General features: G+C 38.7%; 21 protein-coding genes and 1 pseudogene. 11 read left to right on the top strand and 11 right to left on the bottom strand.

Features of this window, described 5'->3' with window-relative positions; all coding sequences use genetic code 11:
• Together ESZ39_RS06205 and ESZ39_RS06195 are read left to right on the top strand one after the other, a co-directional pair.
• Positions 1 to 164: pseudogene (locus ESZ39_RS06205) on the top strand (IS1595 family transposase); the annotation flags it as partial.
• Between the two features lie 567 nt (positions 165 to 731).
• Positions 732 to 1,007, top strand: a complete 276-nt coding sequence (locus tag ESZ39_RS06195; protein WP_146879036.1) for a hypothetical protein — start codon at positions 732 to 734, stop codon at positions 1,005 to 1,007.
• A 55-nt stretch (positions 1,008 to 1,062) separates the two neighbouring features.
• Here ESZ39_RS06195 and ESZ39_RS06190 read toward each other — a convergent pair whose 3' ends face one another.
• From ESZ39_RS06190 to ESZ39_RS06180, 3 genes are all read right to left on the bottom strand, one after another.
• Positions 1,063 to 1,557 carry a hypothetical protein gene (locus ESZ39_RS06190; protein ID WP_146879035.1) on the bottom strand — a complete coding sequence of 165 codons (495 nt, stop codon included), beginning with the start codon at positions 1,555 to 1,557 and terminating at the stop codon, positions 1,063 to 1,065.
• A gap of 414 nt (positions 1,558 to 1,971) precedes the next feature.
• Complete coding sequence (hemE, locus tag ESZ39_RS06185) at positions 1,972 to 3,039, bottom strand: uroporphyrinogen decarboxylase (protein WP_146879034.1); 1,068 nt, start codon at positions 3,037 to 3,039, stop codon at positions 1,972 to 1,974.
• A gap of 1,808 nt (positions 3,040 to 4,847) precedes the next feature.
• Entirely contained in the window at positions 4,848 to 5,606 is a 759-nt protein-coding gene (locus tag ESZ39_RS06180) for an FKBP-type peptidyl-prolyl cis-trans isomerase (protein WP_146879033.1), read from the bottom strand.
• 120 nt (positions 5,607 to 5,726) lie between these two features.
• Here ESZ39_RS06180 and ESZ39_RS06175 point away from each other — a divergent pair, with 120 nt between their 5' ends.
• From ESZ39_RS06175 to ESZ39_RS06165, 3 genes are all read left to right on the top strand, one after another.
• Entirely contained in the window at positions 5,727 to 6,731 is a 1,005-nt protein-coding gene (locus ESZ39_RS06175) for a WD40 repeat domain-containing protein (RefSeq protein ID WP_223270266.1), read from the top strand.
• Positions 6,728 to 6,949 (top strand): SlyX family protein, encoded by a 222-nt coding sequence (locus ESZ39_RS06170; RefSeq protein ID WP_223270265.1) that lies wholly within the window; start codon positions 6,728 to 6,730, stop codon positions 6,947 to 6,949. Before ESZ39_RS06175 ends, ESZ39_RS06170 begins: the two co-directional genes overlap by 4 nt.
• Before the next feature lie 229 nt (positions 6,950 to 7,178).
• Entirely contained in the window at positions 7,179 to 7,598 is a 420-nt protein-coding gene (locus ESZ39_RS06165; protein WP_146879032.1) for a tetratricopeptide repeat protein, read from the top strand.
• A gap of 496 nt (positions 7,599 to 8,094) precedes the next feature.
• On the opposite strand, the gene ESZ39_RS06160 is transcribed toward ESZ39_RS06165, so the two are convergent.
• Positions 8,095 to 8,289: a YheV family putative zinc ribbon protein gene (locus tag ESZ39_RS06160; protein WP_146879031.1), complete on the bottom strand. Its 195-nt coding sequence runs from the start codon at positions 8,287 to 8,289 to the stop codon at positions 8,095 to 8,097.
• A gap of 131 nt (positions 8,290 to 8,420) precedes the next feature.
• Here ESZ39_RS06160 and ESZ39_RS06155 point away from each other — a divergent pair, with 131 nt between their 5' ends.
• From ESZ39_RS06155 to ESZ39_RS06135, 5 genes are all read left to right on the top strand, one after another.
• Positions 8,421 to 10,322 carry an ATP-binding cassette domain-containing protein gene (locus ESZ39_RS06155; protein WP_146879030.1) on the top strand — a complete coding sequence of 634 codons (1,902 nt, stop codon included), beginning with the start codon at positions 8,421 to 8,423 and terminating at the stop codon, positions 10,320 to 10,322.
• An 84-nt stretch (positions 10,323 to 10,406) separates the two neighbouring features.
• Positions 10,407 to 11,144, top strand: coding sequence for a tetratricopeptide repeat protein (locus ESZ39_RS06150; protein WP_146879029.1), 738 nt, complete (start codon positions 10,407 to 10,409; stop codon positions 11,142 to 11,144).
• Positions 11,145 to 11,471: 327 nt separating this feature from the next.
• Positions 11,472 to 11,603 (top strand): DUF3149 domain-containing protein, encoded by a 132-nt coding sequence (locus ESZ39_RS06145; protein WP_146879028.1) that lies wholly within the window; start codon positions 11,472 to 11,474, stop codon positions 11,601 to 11,603.
• Between the two features lie 436 nt (positions 11,604 to 12,039).
• Complete coding sequence (locus ESZ39_RS06140; protein ID WP_146879027.1) at positions 12,040 to 13,011, top strand: hydrolase; 972 nt, start codon at positions 12,040 to 12,042, stop codon at positions 13,009 to 13,011.
• The gene (locus tag ESZ39_RS06135) at positions 13,008 to 13,244 is read left to right on the top strand and encodes a YheU family protein (protein ID WP_146879026.1); all 237 of its coding nucleotides are present in this window, start codon (positions 13,008 to 13,010) and stop codon (positions 13,242 to 13,244) included. The genes ESZ39_RS06140 and ESZ39_RS06135 overlap by 4 nt, the downstream gene beginning before the upstream one ends.
• Positions 13,245 to 13,358: 114 nt before the next feature.
• On the opposite strand, the gene ESZ39_RS06130 is transcribed toward ESZ39_RS06135, so the two are convergent.
• The 3 genes from ESZ39_RS06130 to nudE all read right to left on the bottom strand — a co-directional run bounded on the left by ESZ39_RS06130 (position 13,359) and on the right by nudE (position 15,405).
• Entirely contained in the window at positions 13,359 to 13,940 is a 582-nt protein-coding gene (locus ESZ39_RS06130) for a YceI family protein (RefSeq protein ID WP_191321713.1), read from the bottom strand.
• Between the two features lie 92 nt (positions 13,941 to 14,032).
• Positions 14,033 to 14,851, bottom strand: coding sequence for a 3'(2'),5'-bisphosphate nucleotidase CysQ (cysQ, locus tag ESZ39_RS06125; RefSeq protein WP_146879024.1), 819 nt, complete (start codon positions 14,849 to 14,851; stop codon positions 14,033 to 14,035).
• A complete protein-coding gene (gene nudE / locus ESZ39_RS06120; RefSeq protein WP_146879023.1) occupies positions 14,848 to 15,405 on the bottom strand; it encodes an ADP compounds hydrolase NudE in 558 nt (185 codons plus the stop codon). Before nudE ends, cysQ begins: the two co-directional genes overlap by 4 nt.
• A gap of 139 nt (positions 15,406 to 15,544) precedes the next feature.
• Between nudE and yrfG the strand changes: the two genes are divergently transcribed.
• The gene (yrfG, locus tag ESZ39_RS06115; RefSeq protein ID WP_146879022.1) at positions 15,545 to 16,222 is read left to right on the top strand and encodes a GMP/IMP nucleotidase; all 678 of its coding nucleotides are present in this window, start codon (positions 15,545 to 15,547) and stop codon (positions 16,220 to 16,222) included.
• Between the two features lie 122 nt (positions 16,223 to 16,344).
• Here yrfG and ESZ39_RS06110 read toward each other — a convergent pair whose 3' ends face one another.
• The 4 genes from ESZ39_RS06110 to gspK are packed head-to-tail and all read right to left on the bottom strand — an operon-like array spanning position 16,345 to position 19,866.
• Positions 16,345 to 17,088, bottom strand: coding sequence for a type II secretion system protein N (locus ESZ39_RS06110; RefSeq protein ID WP_146879021.1), 744 nt, complete (start codon positions 17,086 to 17,088; stop codon positions 16,345 to 16,347).
• Complete coding sequence (gene gspM, locus ESZ39_RS06105) at positions 17,088 to 17,555, bottom strand: type II secretion system protein GspM (protein WP_146879020.1); 468 nt, start codon at positions 17,553 to 17,555, stop codon at positions 17,088 to 17,090. Before gspM ends, ESZ39_RS06110 begins: the two co-directional genes overlap by 1 nt.
• Positions 17,552 to 18,838, bottom strand: coding sequence for a type II secretion system protein GspL (gene gspL, locus ESZ39_RS06100; RefSeq protein WP_146879019.1), 1,287 nt, complete (start codon positions 18,836 to 18,838; stop codon positions 17,552 to 17,554). Before gspL ends, gspM begins: the two co-directional genes overlap by 4 nt.
• Positions 18,838 to 19,866, bottom strand: coding sequence for a type II secretion system minor pseudopilin GspK (gspK, locus tag ESZ39_RS06095; protein WP_223270264.1), 1,029 nt, complete (start codon positions 19,864 to 19,866; stop codon positions 18,838 to 18,840). Before gspK ends, gspL begins: the two co-directional genes overlap by 1 nt.
• Position 19,867 lies beyond the last annotated feature (1 nt).

Below are 19,867 nucleotides of genomic sequence, written 5' to 3'. Positions count from 1 at the left end.
TTAACGCTTATCACGGCAGACTTCACGGCTGGATAGCTCGGTTTCACGGCGTAGCAACGAAATACCTCGATAATTACCTAAGTTGGTATAGGTTTATTGAATCAAGTGATAACCCCAATGAAAACAGCCTGTTGTTATCGCAGACACAGTTAATTGGGACATAGCCAAGTTGATTAATTACCTGCTCATTTTTAATGGTTAAAATGAATAACTACAGCGTTATAAAATTTATAAGTAGAATAACTACTGATTAAATTTTATGCCTTGTATTTATCCATTTTTCCTCATGAAAAAGTAGATCACTTAATTAATCAAATTGGTATTACTTAGTTCGCCATGCAGAAAAGCAAGCAGTGCAGGATGACCCTAAATTGACCCAATGTGGTCAATTAAGAGCACAGCAAATTGCTACTATGCTTGAGTACACCCAAATCAAACATGTATATACCCGCTCCACTTCAAGGTGCAGGTTTGTGCAAGTCGAGAAAGGGTTAGCTACTAGGCATGGATTGAAGAGAATAGCTGTTCTATTGTCGAAATCAATAACGCTGGAGATGACCCTTTATCGGCTTGCCCGTAGGGAGCTAAACTAGAAAACCAGTCCAGCGTTGCACTACTTGATAAGGGAATAACCATTATCTTCGTATCGCGCCTTGATCTGATTTCCTAGCTTAGCTCTGAAACTGCACCTTGAAGTGGAGCGGGTATATAGCACAGCCTACCACCTTACCATGGCGACAGCTGCACCTTTTGCTAAACAGCAACAGTTGGCAACACAGCAATATTCGTCAAAAGAACTGAGTCAGTTGGCACAGCTGTTACTCAAACAAGAAGAAAATGTATTAGTGATGGGTCACAGTAACACCACAGCAAAATTATCAGCATTACTCAGTGCATTAGATGTCGCAGATCTTACCGAACAACAATATCGTCACCTATATCAAATACAAGTCAGTGACCACGGTAAAACCTTAGCATTATTTACTCAGCCACTTATTTGCCCATAACTTATTAATAACATAAATAACTAGTTACTTACCTCTTACTGCTGCTTACTGAGGATTACATGTCGGCATTATTGACTTTATTGCCTGGTTTTATAAGCTCAATATCAGTAATCGTAAAAGGTGTGCCCCATTGTTGAATGGTCATGACATCTTTTACTTTGCCTTTGATGCGAACAATAGCACCATTTTGCGCAAACTCTTTTGTCATATTCATTGGCAATATTTTTTTACCCGAATCAGTAATAATACCGTAAAAGCCACCTTCTAAATTTAAAAACTGTACGCGACCACGTTGCCAGCCATTAAATCCATCTTGCAATTTATTTGTTCTGTCTTCCATATTATGACCTGTTAATGCTTTATGAGTATTTACCGGTGTCTCAATAAGTTTAGTTTCCATCTGCTGGCTATTATTTTCCTGCTCAGTTTGAGCTATCATCTCATCAGCTTTAACTGTTTTAGCTTCATCCTTGTCGGTTGAGCTACTGCCGCAAGCACTGAGTAAAAAGGTTATCGCTAACATCGATGAAAAAATTTTATTGGTGATCATTGTCATGTCCTTTTAGAATCAATTTATACCTCAGCATACCTTAATCTAAAAGCAATAACCAAAGCCTAATACCAATTTCATTAATTAGGTGGACTACTTTGTACTCAGGAAAAACAATCAAATATAAGGCATTTATTTCAATAACTCGTTATGCTAATTATTAAATAAATAACGTAGTAGTGGGTTGTTTTAACCAGTAGAAATGATCAGGTAATTAGTGAGATTGGTATAAATAAACAGCCAGTCTGTTTGTATATTTAGCAACTTATTAGCAACTGCCTAGTCGTACTTTACAAGTAAGCCATTGCATTATAATTTCAAGGCAAAAAAAAGGAGCCACAGGCTCCTTTAAATACAATAAACTAAATTACTTTGCGCCAACAAGACACAAATAACATTGCTAACAAGTACGGCTTATCGATGATATGGCTTGCTCAAACGGTGAACCGACTCAATAAAGTGGCCCGCATGATCTGGGTTTACATCTGGATGTATACCGTGACCTAAGTTAAACACATGCCCAGTGCCACCTTCGCCAAAGCCGGCTAATATTTTTGACACTTCTTGCTCAATTCTGGGTAATGGCGCATATAACATTGATGGATCCATATTACCTTGTAGTGCCACTTTATCACCAACACGCGCTTTGGCATTTTCAATATCAATGGTCCAATCAAGACCAACCGCATCACAACCTGTTGCAACGATATCTTCTAACCACATGCCACCATTTTTGGTAAATAATGTTACTGGTACTTGACGACCATCATTATGACGAGTTAAACCGTCAACAATTTTCGCCATGTATTGCAATGAAAAATCTTTATAGTCTCGAGGTGACAAAACACCACCCCAAGTATCAAATACCATTACCGATTGCACGCCTGCAGCAATCTGAGCATTTAAATATAAAATAACTGAGTCAGCTAACTTATCTAATAATAAGTGTAATGTTTTTGGCTCTGAAAACATCATTTTTTTGATCTTAGTGAAAGCTTTTGAGCTACTACCTTCAATCATATAAGTGGCAAGCGTCCAAGGACTACCAGAAAAACCAATCAGCGGTACATCACCATTCAGCGTTTTCTTAATGGTGCGGACTGCATTCATCACATATTGCAGTTCACCTTCAGGGTCTGGAATACCAATTTTATCAACATCGGCTTTACAGGTAATTGGCCGTTCAAATTTAGGCCCTTCGCCTGTTTCAAAGTACAGACCTAAACCCATAGCATCAGGAATAGTTAAAATATCACTAAATAAAATTGCCGCATCAAGGGGAAAGCGACGTAAAGGTTGAATGGTGACTTCACAAGCTAAATCAGCATCACGGCAAACCGACATAAAATCGCCAGCCCCTTTGCGTACTTCACGATACTCAGGTAGATAACGTCCAGCTTGACGCATCATCCAAACAGGTGTGTAATCAACAGGTTGGCGCAATAGCGCACGTAAATACGTATCATTTTTTAATTCAGTCATGAAAATTTTTCTCCGCTATTTGTATGCGCGCATTCTACCACTTCAAATTTTATTGATCTATGTCCAAATCAAATCTATGCTCGCTTACAGCATTGATAAAAGATATGCCTTATTTTTACTGTGAGGGAAAATACTATCGCAAAGTTTAATTCGCAAACCATATTAAAGCCAGATACAAGCGCATATCATTGACTCAATAAATCGCCATTTTAGTAGAGCAAGCATTTTCACTAAAATAATTTCACTTTTTTAAAATTTTATTTTTTTATATTTTTTAGTAAAAGCTATAAAGCAATAACAATATATCTATAATATGCTTTAAGTGGTAGACCAGGTAAGGTGCTTTTAATCAGCTTTTTTTTATTAGCTAATATTCACGTTACAACTTGATAGATAACATTTTTTTACACTTTGTTACGCTTCTTTAAAGGAACCAGTTTATTGAAATTTTAACTTCTAGCTTGATCAATACCTCGATAACAAAAAAAACAGACTAAGAGTAGTCAATTTACACATACATTATACGAAGATATTCGTGGAATATATGCTCTATTAAAGTTGTTGCACAGAGAAAAAGCCTTTGCTATAAATGTCCCGCGCTAAAGAAAAACAATAATAAAAACAATAAAAATAATAAAGAAACAAATAAAAAGAAGCTAGTTTACTAGACCATATAGCGAGCATTTCAAGCCTTACTTCGGTAAGGCTTTTTTATTGCCTAAAATTTAAGAATATGATTTAGTGACGTTATAAGTTCTAAATAAGCTTGTTCAAAGTGAATAACTTAAATCACAAAAAAAATAATTACTGATAACAAGGTTTGCCAAGTAGCTACTTTATCAGTATTACCAACAACGCCATATTCCATCTCAAACAATAGGTAGGTTGATTATTGCTAACGCTGTAAAAGAAGCAGCCTACTTAGAAAAACCGCAAACGAGCACAATTTAATCGCGTAGTTGATTTAACTTAGTTAAAGCGCAGCTAAAGTGCTTAACAAACGCCTTAGCCGTTTCTGCTGCTTTCCTGCCGACATAAACTAACATTGTCAACGTACATAGCTAAATGCAAAGTCTATTCGCTGGCGCGCAATACAATAGCGTAATATTTGTTAGCCATACCGAAATTGTTTTCGCAAAAAAATGCCGTAAGGTCTTGAGGGGACTCTTAACAGCCAAAGAGTGCCTATTAAACTTACCTGCTCGTGTTTAGTTAACTGTAAAGGTTTACATGAAAATTCAGTTGCTCATACTCTTGAGGATATACCAAAGCAACATATTCCAAACATACCTTACTGTCGAGGTCACTATGTGACTGATGAGAAGAGAGGTTGGTTTTAACCACTGATATATCCGATACCTTCGTTTAATAGTTTGGGCGTTCGTGCTTTCCTAAATATAACGGGCAAATTGAATTTGGTTCCAACACAATACATTGATGTTATTGACTATGAGATTGCGCTAATACTAAAAGTTCAGTTTTTTAACGCGGTAATGCGATACTTCCTAGAGATTGATGCCAATAAATTGTAGCCTGATGACGCTAGTATTTGACTACAATTACGGTCAACGCAGAGATATTTTAGAAGTTTTGAGATCAAAAATGAAAATAAGTATGGCATAGCAGGGCTAATTAATTTGGTATTAACTCATACAGACTAACTTCAAGTTTAACTATTGCTGAGTACTTTGAGTACTTATAACAAACCAAATAGCCTAATTTTATGCAATGCGGCTGCAGGGTTAGAAACAAAAAACCAACCTAGATGGTTGGTTTTGCTATGAAAAAATATGTAAGCTTTTATTTATCTACTTATCGCCAACCTGCGCTGGAGCTGCTGGTTCTTGAATCTCTAATAATTCAATATCAAACTGAAGTACAGAGTTACCTGGAATGCGTGGTGGATTACCTTTAGGACCATATGCAAGCTCTGCAGGAATAGTAAATTTAAACTTAGCACCGACTGACATTAACTGCACACCTTCGGTCCAACCTGAAATGACGCGATTAAGTGGAAAAACAGCTGGCTCGCCACGTTCGTATGAACTATCAAAGGTTTCACCATTAAGGAAAGTACCCTTGTAGTGCACTTTTACTGTATCAGTGGCAACAGGCTTTTCGCCGTCAGCAGCGGTTAAAACTTCGTATTGGATGCCCGACTCAGTAACTTGAACACCTTCTTTTTCAGCATTTTCTGCTAAGAATTTTTGACCTTCAGCTAAGCTTGTTTCTGAGCTTACTGTCGCTTGCTCTTGTTGCTTTGCCTTCATTGCTTGATCTAAATTCATCAACAACGCTTGAATGTCTTCTTTTTCAATTTGAGAGTTACCGTCCATACTATCGGTAAAGCCACGAATAATAAGTGTTTTGTCTAAAACTAAACCCAGTTTATTGTGCTCTTCTAGATTACGCTCCATGTACATACCAATTGAAGCACCTAAGCCGTAAGCTTGCTTTTGTATTTCTGTATCAAGCGCAACTGTTTGTGCTTCTTGCTTAACTGGTTCTTGACAACCCATTACTGATAATAAAGCAATAGCGACTACCGTTGGTTTAAAAAATCTCATTTACATCTCCGTTTTACTACTCAGTCAGAAATTCCCGCTAAGTCATTTAAATATGTGTGAATTGTGAAACAATGCCGCTTATACTAACGATAAATGCCCTAAGAAAAAAGTATTAATATTTTGCTGAACTCTAACTTAACTATTCTTAAAGCCAAGCTTTTGTTTTTATTAGTGTTGATATTGCTAACAGCTTGTCAGCCTCTGGGCCAAGCGCCAGAAAAAAGGTGGCAACATGCTGTAGAGGGAGCCTACGCGGCTGATATCTCTAATGACGCTAAGTTCAGTGTTGTCTCATCCATTCATCATGGCATCAGTTTGTGGGATTTAGACAAAAATGCGCTGAAATATAACTGGTCACAGCAGCAAAATAGCGCTGATAATTTAGTACTGCTGGTAGATATTGCTGATAATAACAGTCATGCATTAACCGCTAATCGCCATGACTTTTCATTGTGGAATATAGACAATGGCCAATCCGAAGGTTATTGGTCGATCACCGAATCTACCATTCGTGATGTAGCCGTGGCAAATAATGGTGATTACCTACTCATTGGGCAAAGCAACGGTAAGGTCGTACACATTACTATTGCTAATGGTCGCCGCTTAGAGTTTTTGGGGCATCAAGAAAAAATCAATGCGGTTGATATGTTACCTAATGGCCGGGTGGCTATTTCTGGCTCTAATGATTTTGTAGCTTATGTCTGGGATACCGTTTCGGGACAAGTTATCTATCGTTTTAATCACCCTAGCCGCGTGACTATGGTGGCACTTGACGCTAAAGGACGCTATGCCTTCACCGCCGACAGTAAAAAATCAGCCAGTATTTGGAATTTAAAGACGGGTCAGTTAATTTCCAGGTTAAAGTACTTTAATCGCCAAGAAATTTTTAGTGCGGTGCAATTTTCACCTGATGGCACTAAACTATTAACCGGCGCACCTTCTCGCAAGGTTAGCGTATGGGATATTGCTAGCGGCGAACGGCTAACTAGCTGGCGCGTTTTACCCCGTGATGATATTAGACCGGCTGGGGCAGTTGTTTATAGCGTCGCTTTTAGGGATAATAATCAAGTAATCACCGAAAGCTCTTCAGGATACGCCGAATTATGGCAGGTAAATAAACAGTGAAATCAGTTAATGAATTAACCCAAGCTATTGAAATGCTTGAAACCCGCAATGCATTTCAAGATGATCTAATCGAACAACTAAACCAAGAGATAACTATACATCAAAGCCAACTTGCAGAGCTTCAACATCAAGTAGCTATTATTGCCAACAGAATTAAAGAAAACACGCCAGATCAACAAGATAAAGAAGAAGTTGAGCCACCGCCACCACATTATTAATGGCCATGGGTTAAATATAAGTCGTGTGTGTTAAAAGATTCAAAGCCAATTTAATAAAGCAATTGAGCTAACACTACGCCTACGCTTTAGATATTAATAAACACAAATGTTCCCTTACATTCTCTTTATCTAGGTGAATAAGTCTGAGTTTAGTGATAATAAAAGCTCTATAATCAACGCCTGAACATTTGTTAACCAACATTAAAAGTAACCGAAAAAAGGCCGCAGCATGAACACCAAAATATACAAGAGAGTGCTTTTCCTCACTGATCACTTAATGGCAGCTGCTCAAGAGCAAGATCAAGCCAAATTTGATGGCTTTTATGCCGAGTTAAAACAACTTTGTGAAGAAAATGAAAATACCGATAAAGACCATCCCGTGCAATGGGAAACACTGGCTGACTTTACCGACGACTTAACGTTAGCTATTACTATTTATCAACAAGCGCTGGTTAAGGCTGAAACGATCAACTCTAAAGATTTTCGTTCATCTATTGGCTTTTCAATTGCTGCCTTAAAGGTTGAGTTAGACGATAAACCGGGTGCTATTGAGTATTTAGAACAAGCTAAAATCAGTTGTAATAAAATTGCTGATAAAGAACTCAAAGCTGAGATTCATGACTTACTAGAAGAATTAAAGCTTTTATAGCCATGAACTTTAAAACTTAACTGGGCTATATTGAATAACGGCTGGAATTTTCTCTGGGATAGTACTCGGTACTTGTGCTATCCCGAATGCTTTAACTTGAAAAATTTGGGCTTTCTAGCTTTTTAATGCCTGAATATTATTTTTAACAGATAAAAAATGATTAACTTTTTCTATGGGACGCTAATTTACAAAAGTTAATTCAGTTAAAGAAACTAGCTTAATCAAGTTAAAATCAAGGCATTTAATGAGCGATTTTCCAAACGAATAAAAATAGTTCACTCCTCGAACCAATAATAACAAATTCAGCAGCAACGAGGATGTTCATTTTTTACTGCTTTAACTCACACTCATCAGACTAACACCTAGTGTATTGGGCAAAATATCAAAATCAGCTGAAACCAAAAAAAACATGGCTTAAAAGTGCCGAGCAATTAAGCGCGACTACTTTACAGAGCCTAACACTAAATAGTGTTTAATTTTTTTAGCCTTCAAGTCATTAATCTGGTTTAAAAATACCAATAACTTGCTCTTTTGGCCTGACTCCTTGTGCAACATGCTCTTCAGGTTGCGCCATCTGATCGCCACAATTTACACAGGTTACTGTCTCAACGCTGTTTTCTTTAGTTAGCGCCATAGTATCGATTGCCTTACATTTTGGACAGGTTGCCCCTGCTATAAATCGTTTTTTCACTTATTTACTCAATTTAATGTGATTTTTCTATCAGTTTTAGCAAGATATCTGCCTAGTGTTTCTATTTTACCTTGAACTACCCCCTAAGGAAAAGCGACAATAGCGTTCTGCATTAAAATGAGTATCAATAAATGATCATAGCCACAGATTTAAGTTTAGCCCGAGGTGCAAAATACCTCATAAAATCATCAAGTTTTACTATACATCCAAATCATAAAGTTGGACTTGTTGGGGCAAACGGCTGTGGAAAATCTTCTTTATTTGCCAGCTTACTCGGCACACTACCATCAGATGTGGGCAACCTTTCTATGCCTGCAAGCTGGAAAATTGCTACGGTTAAACAGGAAACTCCCGCGTTAGATCGTTCAGCTTTAGATTATGTTATGGACGGTGACGTTGAATACCGCCAGCTAGAGGCAAAATTAGAGCAAGCTCGTGAAGACGACAATGGTACGCTTGAAGCCACCATTATCAACCAAATTGACGCAGTCAGTGGTTACAGTTTACCGGCACGAGCGGGAGAGTTATTACACGGTTTAGGTTTTGTACAAGAGCAACTCGTTAATCCGGTTAAATCATTTTCTGGTGGTTGGAGAATGCGCTTAAATTTAGCCCAAGCCTTAATCAGCCGTGCCGATTTATTATTACTGGATGAGCCAACCAACCATTTAGATTTAGATGCCGTGATTTGGCTACAACGTTGGTTAAAAAGATTCACCGGTACTTTAGTGCTTATTTCACATGATCGTGATTTTCTTGATGATGTTATTGGCCAAATTCTCCATATTGAACATCAAACCGCGAAATTGTATTCAGGTAACTATAGTGCTTTTGAGCGCCAACGTGCCGAACACCTTGCCCAGCAAGACGCGCAATATCAGAAACAACAAAAAGAAGTCGCTCATTTAACCTCATTTGTTGACCGTTTTCGCGCTAAAGCCAGTAAAGCAAAACAAGCACAAAGTCGTTTAAAACGCCTGCAAAAACTACCTGACTTGGCACCTGCACATGTTGATAGTCAATTTACTTTCAACTTTGAGCAGCCCGAGACGCTACCTTATCCTTTATTGGCGTTAAAAGAGAGCCAATGTGGTTACAGTGATGAAGCCATTATTTTAAATGACGTTGGCATGACCCTAGTACCTGGAAGTCGTATTGGCTTACTAGGGCGAAACGGTGCTGGTAAATCAACATTAATAAAATCACTAGCGGGAGATTTAGCCCTACTTAAAGGTGAGCGTTATTGCGCGCAAGATTTAAAAGTGGGCTATTTTTCACAGCACCAACTTGAGCAATTACACTTACCAAGTAGTGCTATTGAACATATTACACGGGCAAAAGCCGATATAACCGAATTACAAGCACGATCATTTTTAGGTCGTTTTGGCTTTAGTGGCGACCAAGCATTAGATAAGGTCGGCACTATGTCTGGTGGCGAAAAAGCACGCTTGGTATTAGCACTTATTGTCTTAGGCAAGCCACAACTGCTATTGTTAGATGAGCCAACCAACCATCTTGATTTAGAAATGCGGCAAGCATTGGTACTAGCTCTGCAAGACTTCGATGGCGCAATCATCCTTATTGCCCATGACCGCTATTTATTAGAGTCGTGTGTCGATGAATTTTACTTAGTCGCTAACGGCTATGTAACTGACTTTGATGGTGACATTGACGACTATCAACAGTGGTTAAATGACGATAAAAAGCAAACTGTTAAAGCAAATAAAGTCGTTAGCGAGCCACAAGTTGATAAAAAACAACAGCGCAAAGAACAAGCTGAATTACGTAAAAAAGCGTCGCCACTGCGCAAACAGGCAGATAAGTTTGAAAAACTAGTACAAAAAAGCCAAGACCAGTTAACTGAAGTTGAAGCTAAATTAGCAGACAGTGACATTTATCAAGCTGAGCATAAAACCAAACTGACCGAATTACTGAAACACCAAGCAAAGCTGACACAAGATTTAGAAGCGCATGAAATGCAATGGCTTGACCTTGAAGAGCAAATTGAAGAGATAATGTCACAAGCATTATAAATTTATTGCTACACTTAATATATCGCAGCAACATACTTTGTCATTGCGCTTAATGGCAACAACAGCAGAATATAGGACATTAAAATGAAAAAATTGACCTTACTCGTACTCAGTATTGCCTTATTTACTCAAAGCTTTGCATACAGCGCAGATTTAGATTTAGGCATATACGATCTCAATCGTGGTGAGTTTAAAGCCGCAATAGCACAGTTTGAACCCTTAGTTGCAGAAGGATATGCCCCTGCTCAATACCAAATGGGCTTAGTTTATTTAAATGGTTACGGCGTGATTAAAGACCCGATAAAGGCAGTGGAATTATTACACTTGGCGGCGGCAAAAAATTATTCAGACGCGTTGTTTGATCTTTCTTTGCTATATAGTGAAGGTGAAGTTGTTAAAAAAGATTTAAAAACCGCTTATACCTTAATGGAAAAAGCGGCTAAGAAAGGCCTAGCTCGTGCACAATTCAACCTAGGGGTGATGATTTATAATGGCAACGGTGTACCGCAAGATTATTTACAAGCATCACGCTGGTATCAAAAGGCCGCTGATCAAAACTATGCACTCGCGCAATTTAACCTCGCCTTAATGTATTTTGACGGCAAAGGGGTCGTTAAAAGTACAGAAATGTCGTATGTCTGGAATATTATTGCGGCTAAAAGTGGCTATGGTATGGCAGAAAAAAGCCGTGATATGGACGAGTATAAATTATCGGTTGAAGAAGTTAAAAGCAACCGAGCAAAGGCGGATGCTATTTACCGCAATATAATCCAACAAAGAGAGCTGAAATTAAAACAAGCGCTATTAGAACAAAACCTTTAAGCGAAAAGGTTGTTTGCATAAACCTGTAAATAAAAACCATCGATAAAAAGCATCAACCCGCAGCAAACGTTAGCGGGTTTATTTTTATCTGTCAGTTAATAATTTAATGATAAAATTCAGTTATACCAAGTTGATGTGCAAAGCGTTTATTTCGTATATCAAATAAAAAATAAGCCATAGTTGAAGTCAACACCAGTATCAACTACTGCCCTAATATTGGGCCTGTAAAGTGACCATAAAGGTGATCTAAATCAATAACTAGCACGGCGTTATTATTTACAATGGCTACCTAACTTATTTACTATCTTGATATTTTTGGAGTCGGCTATGAACATTTTAAACATGCTAATCAATGACCCTGTCGTGATTTATTCTTTTATTGGCTTAGCGGTTTTACTTGGTATATGTGGTTTTTATGTCTATTACTTTTTGAAGCATATCAGTGAAGATAAAAAATAAGTCATTGCCCTAGTACGCTTAACACAGTGCGATCTCGTATACACAGTCGAAATACAGCAAGATAAATGCTATCGGCTCAACATTGACTTTTTTGCTACTTTCTAAGCCTATTAAATAGCTTATTCAGCTAAGGTTATCGTCATCAGCTAAGCAAGCTAATATTACCTATTTTAAGTAGCACAAATCCTACCAAACAAAGTTGAGTTCAAGCCGACTAAACTCTGCCTTAAATTTATGCTTAACCTTGTTAACCTTCACTCTATGATCTAACTCTTTTTATTCTCTGTATACTCTCTTTTTACTCTCGGTATACTCTCGGTAATACTCTCTGCACTACTTATCTAAGCCAAATAAGCTTGTCTGTTTATAGCTAATCATTGGGCATCCACGGCGTTTTAACGTACAATATTTTTTTAATACACACTATTACCAGGTTATGTTTACCAAAAGTTCTTTCAGCCCTGCTTGGTGGCTTAAAAACCCTCACTGCCAAACCATTGCCGCTAAGTTTTTTCGGCGTGGTCACACCATTAACACCACAAATGAAACGTTAGAGTTGCCTGATGGTGATTTTGTTGATTTGGCGTGGACCGAAAAAGTCTCTCCTTCATGTTCTCGCCCCATTGTCGCCGTATTACATGGCTTAGAAGGTTCGAAAAATAGCCATTATGCTAAAGGCATGTTATCGGCAATTAAAGCACAAGGTTGGATAGGTGTTTTAATGCATTTTCGTGGTTGCAGTGGCCGACCCAATCGCATGGCAAAGTCGTATCATAGTGGTCAAACTTGTGATGTTGAGTACTTTAGCCAACATCTTGCTGATAATTATCCTGCCGCAAAAAAAGCAATTATAGGCTTTTCGTTGGGTGGCAATGTACTGACAAAATATTTGGCAGAACAACAACAAAATATCTATCAAGCCGCCGGTGTGATTTGTGCACCGCTTGATCTATCAAGTTGCTGCGACAGAATTAATCAGGGCTTTTCGCGCGTTTATCAAAAGTACTTAGTTGATATGCTTAGAGCTAGTACCATTGAAAAAATAAATGCAAATTTATTAAGTAATATAGATATAAACCATTTAGATAAGGTGCGCTCTATTCGAGATTTTGATCAAATGATCACCGCCCCAGTTAATGGCTTTCGCGATGCCAATGACTATTATCAACAAGCCAGTGGTCGAGATGTACTTAAACAGATAACTATCCCATGTTTAATCATTCACGCCAGCGATGACCCCTTTTTATGCCATGAAAACACTACCGCTATTTGTACCCTGCCAGAGCAGTTAATCTTTGAGATTAGTGCTTATGGCGGCCATGTTGGTTTCATTAGTGGTAAAAATCCACTCAAGCCAAAATTTTGGCTAGAGCAACGTATACCAGAGTTTTTTACGAGATATTTATGATCATTCCATTAGAACAATTATCAAGCGAGACTTTAAGTGCCATTATTGAGAACTTTGTCCTTAGAGAAGGCACAGAATATGGCAGTGAAGATGTATCACTAAGTGATAAAATCACCCAAGTGCAACAGCAATTAAAACAAGGCTCTGCACTGTTGGTCTACTCAGAGCTGCATGAAACGGTCAATATTTTACCAACCGATCAATTCAGTGAAGACAGTGAAGAAAGCGCTTAAAACACCATAAAAAAAGGCACTGATTAAGTGCCTTGAATAAATAGTAATTCTGTGTAAACTTTGAACTTAACGAGCGCTGAACTTAACGAACGTTGAACTTAACAAGCTTTGAATTTAACGAACAAAGCTGACAGAAAAACTTACCGGCACCACATAATCAATGCTTGGTAGAGAGGCTAATTCTTTAAGTTTATTAATGCCAGCCACCACACCAAAAGCATCTGCTTTAATAAAAAATGGTTTTATCGTATTGACCAATATTTTATCTGCGGTGAGCTTAACCACACTAACATCGATAGTTACTGCTTGTTGCAGACCATGAAAGTCTACTATTCCGCTAAGACTCAATTGCTGATTTTGACCAACCTTTAAACCTTTAAGCAATGTTTTATCAAGCTGAGTTGTAAAATTTGCTGAGCTATACTTCGCTGTTTCAAATAGGTACTTTTTCATTCGCTCATCGCGAATAGCAATATTAGTATTTACGCTAGCGAGGTCAACACTAATAGTAACTTGTGCTTTTGCGTCAATATCGCCTTCCAGTTTTGCAAAGCTATGGTTCTCCGCAATAGCCGATTTTTTCACCGAAATAAAACTTAATAGTGAATTTGAGTTGTCGAGTTTCCATGTAGCTAAAGCAGGTAAACTGGTTGTAGCAACAAGTAGGGTAATTAATATTAAAGCTGTTTTGCGCATTGTATACTCCATCTATGTCAGGCTCTCACCTTGACCTTTGTGCCTAAAGAATATGAGTCGGTTAATACTCTGCTTTAGGCTTTTATTAATTGTTAACGTGTTGTTCTGTGTGGCTTGATAATATCTTGCCAAGGAATTTCTTTATTACCTAAAGATAAAAAATCAGGCTGCATCAAAGTTTTACGTTGATTATAAGTTAATGGTTTAAATTCACTGTCAATAATACTGCCGCCAGCTTGTTCAATTATACAATGGCTAGCACCAGTATCCCACTCACCTGTTGGCCCAACCCGTAAATAACAATCAGCACCGCCCTCGGCAATTAAACAGTTTTTTAGCGAGCAACTGCCTAAAGCAACATGGTCGAAGTCGTATTTATCATTTAAGTACTGACCCATTAAGTTAATATCTTGCCGACGACTAATCGCGACTTTAATCCGGCGTTGGCCATCATATTTTGCCACTTGTATGCTATGGCTGCCGCTATCATTTTCTTTAAATGCGCCTAAATTATCTTGGCCATAATAGGTTAATTGATGATCAGGCGCATGGATAACACCAATGGTTGGCCAGCCATTTTCCACTAAAGCAACATTGACTGCAAAATCACCACTGCCAGCAATAAACTCACCAGTTCCGTCAATAGGGTCTAATAGCCAATAACGTGACCATTTACTGCGCTGGGCCAGTGCTAGCGCCCCAACTTCTTCAGAAATAATCGGAATATCAGGCGTTAGCCTGCTTAATTCGTCCATTAAAATGTCATTTGCCGCAATGTCAGCACTGGTAACTGGGCTATTATCTTCTTTCATTTCAGCGGTATAATTACCATGTTTATAATAACGTGCGACTTCTTGCCCCGCTTTTTTGGCACTTTCAAGTGCTACTGATAATAATTTTTCCTGGCTCATAAAACACCTCCTAAGTGATCTTTTACTAATAACAGCGCGGCAATACTGCGTGCTTCATTGAAGTCTTGCTCTTGCATTAACTGTTGATAGTCCGCTAACGGCCAAGGTACTAATTCTAACGCTTCAGGCTCATCACCGAGCAGTTTTTCAGCATAGAGATTCTCCGCGAGAAAGATAGTCATTTTAGCGTCAAAAAATGCCGGTGCCATGGCAACCGTATGCAATGAAGTTAATTTTTTTGCACCATAGCCCACTTCTTCTCTTAATTCTCGATTGGCCGCCTCTGCCGCACTTTCACCGGCATCAATCAGCCCCTTGGGAAAACCAAGTTCATAAGTGTGAGTGCCGCCACAGTACTCTCGTACGAGTAACATGGTATGTTGATCTAGCATAGGAACAATCATTACCGCCCCTCTGCCTTTGCCAGACATGCGTTCATATTCACGTTTTTCGCCATTGGTAAAAGTGAGGTCAACTTGTTCAATCGAAAATAAACGACTTTTAGCAACCTGCTTGCGTGCGGTAATTTGTGGTAGTACTTTATTTGTTGTCATAACGGCCTTTATTGCAACAACTTAATTGAGAATGCAACGTTGAAAAAACTAAAGTTTAACCATAACACGATAACGTTGAATACATAACCAACCCTCTTTGGTATGCTCCTATAATAAACGTGTTTCTAGGGAAAAATCTATGTTTGATTGGTCAAAAATTTCAACTGTTTTACTTGATATGGATGGCACCATTCTTGATTTACATTTTGACAATCACTTTTGGTTACACCACTTACCTAAACGCTATAGTGATTTACGCGGTGTCAGTTTAGCTGATGCGCAAAAATCATTAGCCAATCACTACGAAAAAGTGGCGGGAACTATAGACTGGTATTGTCTTGATTATTGGGCTCAGCAAACACAACTGTCGATCACCGATCTAAAACGCGAAGTACAACATTTGATTCAACTGCGCAGTGACGCGCATGATTTTCTAGTCGCGCTTAAGTCATCAGGACGTGAAGTGGTATTAGTCACCAATGCCCATCCTGATAGTTTATCACTAAAAATAGAGCGCACTGAGTTAGACAAATACTTTGATACCCTATATTCAACCCATCAATTTGGCGTGACAAAAGAATCACAATTACTCTGGCAGCGCCTGCATCAAAAACATGGTTTTGCCTTAGAGAAGACACTTTTTGTTGATGACAGTGTCGTTATGCTCGATTCGGCTAAAAAATATGGCATTGAGCATTTATTAGCCGTGGCAAACCCTGATAGTAAAAAAGCCAATGCAGTGATTAATGACTACCCATCGATTACTGATTATAGTGTTTTGCTCACAGAGATAAACAACAGCAAGTGCGAGAATTAATAATCTCTTGGACTTATATGACACTGACCTGACGGGTTAATCGCTCACTTAAGGCTAATGATGTGTTTGATGTCACTCACCTAGGCATTAGGTGAATTAATAGTGAATATCTTATATAACCGTTATATTTTTAAGCGATATCGACCTTTATTATCTGGCTTACCCAAAAAGCTTAATGCTGATCTTAACTGCTCAGGAAATTTAGCCCCTGGGGTCAAATAACCGCTACCTGAAAAATGTCCACCTTGTTTTAACTGGGCACGATAACTTAATCCTAAATCATTATTAGGCTCTATATCAGCGACAAGTTCGCCTTTATCACAAGTTAATTCTGCCTTAAGCGTACCAAACTCAACTTTTTCATCAAAGGCGGTAATACCGGCATTACGCCATTGCAAATTACCCTGTAATTCACGGCATATCGGCGTGCCAATAATAAAACGGTCAATAGTTAGCGCTAATTGCTCATGGGCAATAACATCAACCGCTAAGTTAAGCCGGGCGGTCACAGTATTTGCAGCAAGGGCTATCTGCGCATCTTTAATAACCATGTCAGATAATAAACCACTTATCGTCAACTGTCCTTCAGGACCATTGACCAAAGCACCACCAAAGCTAATATCAAGTTTTGGGTCAAGCATTAACAGCGACATAAATGACAATGAACTCTGCACTTGGTTAATCACAACGTCATCAACCATTAACTGCTCAATACGAGTACGCCAAATAGTACCTTCTACCGCAGCAATAGTGATATTCTTAGGTAATTTAATTTGTGCCATCAGCCAATTTGCAGGCATTAATGCTAAGACAAAAACGCTGTACGCGGTGAAAAAAATGGCAATATAAGCAAACTTCTTTTTCATTAACTCTTTCCTAACTGTAATCGACGAACACGAACCACACCTTGTTGATCAGCTGTACTAAGATCTATATTTTTAACTTGCAAACCATCGTTAATCGCTAATTGCTCTAACCAAGTTAATAACTGGTTAAACGATATTTCATCAATCCAAACCTGTAAGTCAACGCCTTGGGGCTGCATACGAGTAATCGTTATATTGTTAGCGCGAGAAGTGCGGTTAACGATACTCGACAAACTTGCGCCCGAACTGCCGCGTGCATTACGCTTTGCTTGTTGATAGCGCTGGCTATTTTCTGCTACCCAAGTTAACAAGGCTTGTTGGCGTTCAAGCTTTAAGGTTGTTTTATTGATATTTTCAGTGAGCGGCTGCCAAATAAGACCATATAAAATAAATATCGACATAAGCACTGACATCACTGTAACAAGACGTTGTTCACGACTATTTAACTGTTGCCACCAAGCTTTCATGAGCGTCCCTTCTTAGCTGCGGTATCTGTAATACTAAATGAGCCAGAAATTTGCTCACCTTGATTATTTTGTGCGCCTAAACTTACCGTTAATCCTGCCTTTTCCAGCGCCACTTTTAACTTCTCAAAGTATTGATAGTCTTTAGCAATAGTTTGCATACGCACTTCATGGCGTTTACCGTCAAATTTTAATATTTGTGGCTTTATCTCAGGCACGCTAGCTAATGCGGGCTCAAGCTTGACTAATAGTGATAAAAACCCTGAAGATTCGCCACTATTACCCACTTCAGCTAATTTTTGTCGTAACTGTGAGCGAACGGTCGACACTTTTACGCGCCTAGCCTGAGGAAACGCGGCTTTATAATTGGCGATAATTTGCGCTTCAATAGCCGATTGCTGGTGTGATAAAGAATATAACTTTGCCCCTTTAAGGGTAAAGTTAAGCACTAAGGCGACACAGGCAATACCGGCCACCCAAAGCCAATGGGTCTTAATTGCTGAACGTTTTTCTTTTACTTGAAACTCACCTTGCAGTAGATTGAATTTAGAAGAATGGTTATTCGCTAAAATAGCTAAAGGTAGCTCTTCGGGTAAATATTCGACGTTTATTTCAGCTGGTACTTGCAACAGAGGTGAGTAGGCCATAATGGCATTTTCATTTTCTGCTAGTGCCTCATCTACCAATACACTATTTTCTGCCCGTGTAGTATTTTCTGCCAATGTACTAAAGTCTTGCGCAATAATAGGCCATGCATTTGCTTCAAATGACATAACTTGCCATGCACCAAGTCTGATTAATACTTGCTCACCGAGCATCACTGCGCTGCTACTTTGGCTGTCCAAGGGTAATGCCAAGGCATCGGGGATAATTAACTTAGTAAATATTCCTGCATTGGCTAGCCACTGCAACCACAGCTCGAGCTGCTTACGCTCAAGTGCCGCGACAAAGCAGTTATTACCCTGTTCATCTTGTTTTATATCACTAAAGGCGAAGCATAACTGCTCAACATCTTGTGCCAGCGTTTCTTCCAACATATATGGCGCCGCTAAACGAATAGCTCGTTGAGATGAGCCAGGCACTTTTAAGCGTTTAATGGCAATGTCACTTGCTGGTACAAAAACGACGACGTCCCGTGCTGTCGATTTTTCAGTTAATTGACTCAATGCGCTGGCATTGGGTAATTCACCACTTGCGATAATATCTTCTTGTCCGTTGGTTTTGATCAGCCAGTGAATTTTATTTTCAACTTGGCTGCCTAAACGGATAAATAAGGTTTCACCCATTACTCTCGTCCTATGATGCGACTGATCACACTTATATTGTTTTTATTGTCTACTTTCATAATAGTATTCAAAGCAAAGTAACTGTTATTAAAGCTTGCTGTTGTTTTAAGCTTAAAATACTCACTGGTAACAGCAAATTGTTGTTTTTTCTCTGGGCTAATTTTAGCTTTATTTAACTCACTTAAATTAAAGAATTCATCAACACTTTTGAAGCCTTTTTCACCACGCGCCGACAAAGCTTGTGTGGCTTCATTTTGACTTATCCCTAACATGGCGACAAGTATTTCAGGTTTATCTAATGCAATGGTATTAATGTTTATCTTATTAAGGTTAGTATTAGGTAAAACACAGGCATAGTCTTTTAATTTATTGATCACATTGACCGTAAAATGCTCAACGATTCTTAACTCACCGATACTGGCAAGATAATTATTCGCCGCTAAATAGGGAAATTCTTTCGCGGCATAATCATTATCTTCAGCACCACCTGAGCTTGAGATACTGCTATTAGCGTCTAACCAGTCGGTTAAAGCGTCCGCCATATATTGCGCTTCAAAACTGCCGACCCCTTCGATATTCATAATGATTAACAATTCTTCAAACGCGGCTCTTGCTGGCGATTTTTTCGCTATATTACCACTATTACTAGTATTGTTACTGTCATCGCTATCATCGTTGGCTCGTAAGGCATTCAAGTTGAAACAGCTATTTAAATCTGTTATCTCACCGGTAATCTCACCCAAATCGACAGGAAAAGTGTTCTCCCCTTGCGCCCAAATTTGACCTAAATGTGTTACCTTATCGTTGTCTGCAAAAGATTGTATTAAGACTCTTTTTGCGAACGCTTCTGCCCCCATAGCGTACCAGTAGGCTTGCTGGTTTGAGCCAATATTGGTGGTGCGTTGCATTTGTAATTGTAAACGCGCGGTCATTTGCGTTGCCAAAATAGCGATTAACGCCACAATAAGCATAACGGTGATTAGCGCAACACCTTTGGTGGTATGTTTACCGACAAAAATTTTTATCACT

It is taken from the genome of Colwellia sp. C1TZA3, from assembly GCF_007954265.1.
Lineage (GTDB): Bacteria > Pseudomonadota > Gammaproteobacteria > Enterobacterales > Alteromonadaceae > Cognaticolwellia.
Note: the sequence above shows the minus strand (reverse complement) of the source record. Positions and strands in the feature narration are given on the sequence as shown.

What these genes read in the sequence shown, in the direction of transcription:
- gspM (WP_146879020.1), bottom strand. Translation starts at nt 17,555, where the DNA reads ATGAAAGCTTGGTGGCAACAGTTAAATAGTCGTGAACAACGTCTTGTT.
- ESZ39_RS06145 (WP_146879028.1), top strand. Translation starts at nt 11,472, where the DNA reads ATGAACATTTTAAACATGCTAATCAATGACCCTGTCGTGATTTATTCT.
- ESZ39_RS06155 (WP_146879030.1), top strand. Translation starts at nt 8,421, where the DNA reads ATGATCATAGCCACAGATTTAAGTTTAGCCCGAGGTGCAAAATACCTC.
- ESZ39_RS06110 (WP_146879021.1), bottom strand. Translation starts at nt 17,088, where the DNA reads ATGAAAAAGAAGTTTGCTTATATTGCCATTTTTTTCACCGCGTACAGC.
- ESZ39_RS06190 (WP_146879035.1), bottom strand. Translation starts at nt 1,557, where the DNA reads ATGATCACCAATAAAATTTTTTCATCGATGTTAGCGATAACCTTTTTA.
- gspL (WP_146879019.1), bottom strand. Translation starts at nt 18,838, where the DNA reads ATGGGTGAAACCTTATTTATCCGTTTAGGCAGCCAAGTTGAAAATAAA.
- ESZ39_RS06140 (WP_146879027.1), top strand. Translation starts at nt 12,040, where the DNA reads ATGTTTACCAAAAGTTCTTTCAGCCCTGCTTGGTGGCTTAAAAACCCT.
- ESZ39_RS06135 (WP_146879026.1), top strand. Translation starts at nt 13,008, where the DNA reads ATGATCATTCCATTAGAACAATTATCAAGCGAGACTTTAAGTGCCATT.
- ESZ39_RS06165 (WP_146879032.1), top strand. Translation starts at nt 7,179, where the DNA reads ATGAACACCAAAATATACAAGAGAGTGCTTTTCCTCACTGATCACTTA.
- hemE (WP_146879034.1), bottom strand. Translation starts at nt 3,039, where the DNA reads ATGACTGAATTAAAAAATGATACGTATTTACGTGCGCTATTGCGCCAA.
- ESZ39_RS06180 (WP_146879033.1), bottom strand. Translation starts at nt 5,606, where the DNA reads ATGAGATTTTTTAAACCAACGGTAGTCGCTATTGCTTTATTATCAGTA.
- ESZ39_RS06150 (WP_146879029.1), top strand. Translation starts at nt 10,407, where the DNA reads ATGAAAAAATTGACCTTACTCGTACTCAGTATTGCCTTATTTACTCAA.
- ESZ39_RS06195 (WP_146879036.1), top strand. Translation starts at nt 732, where the DNA reads ATGGCGACAGCTGCACCTTTTGCTAAACAGCAACAGTTGGCAACACAG.
- yrfG (WP_146879022.1), top strand. Translation starts at nt 15,545, where the DNA reads ATGTTTGATTGGTCAAAAATTTCAACTGTTTTACTTGATATGGATGGC.
- ESZ39_RS06130 (WP_191321713.1), bottom strand. Translation starts at nt 13,940, where the DNA reads ATGCGCAAAACAGCTTTAATATTAATTACCCTACTTGTTGCTACAACC.
- cysQ (WP_146879024.1), bottom strand. Translation starts at nt 14,851, where the DNA reads ATGAGCCAGGAAAAATTATTATCAGTAGCACTTGAAAGTGCCAAAAAA.
- nudE (WP_146879023.1), bottom strand. Translation starts at nt 15,405, where the DNA reads ATGACAACAAATAAAGTACTACCACAAATTACCGCACGCAAGCAGGTT.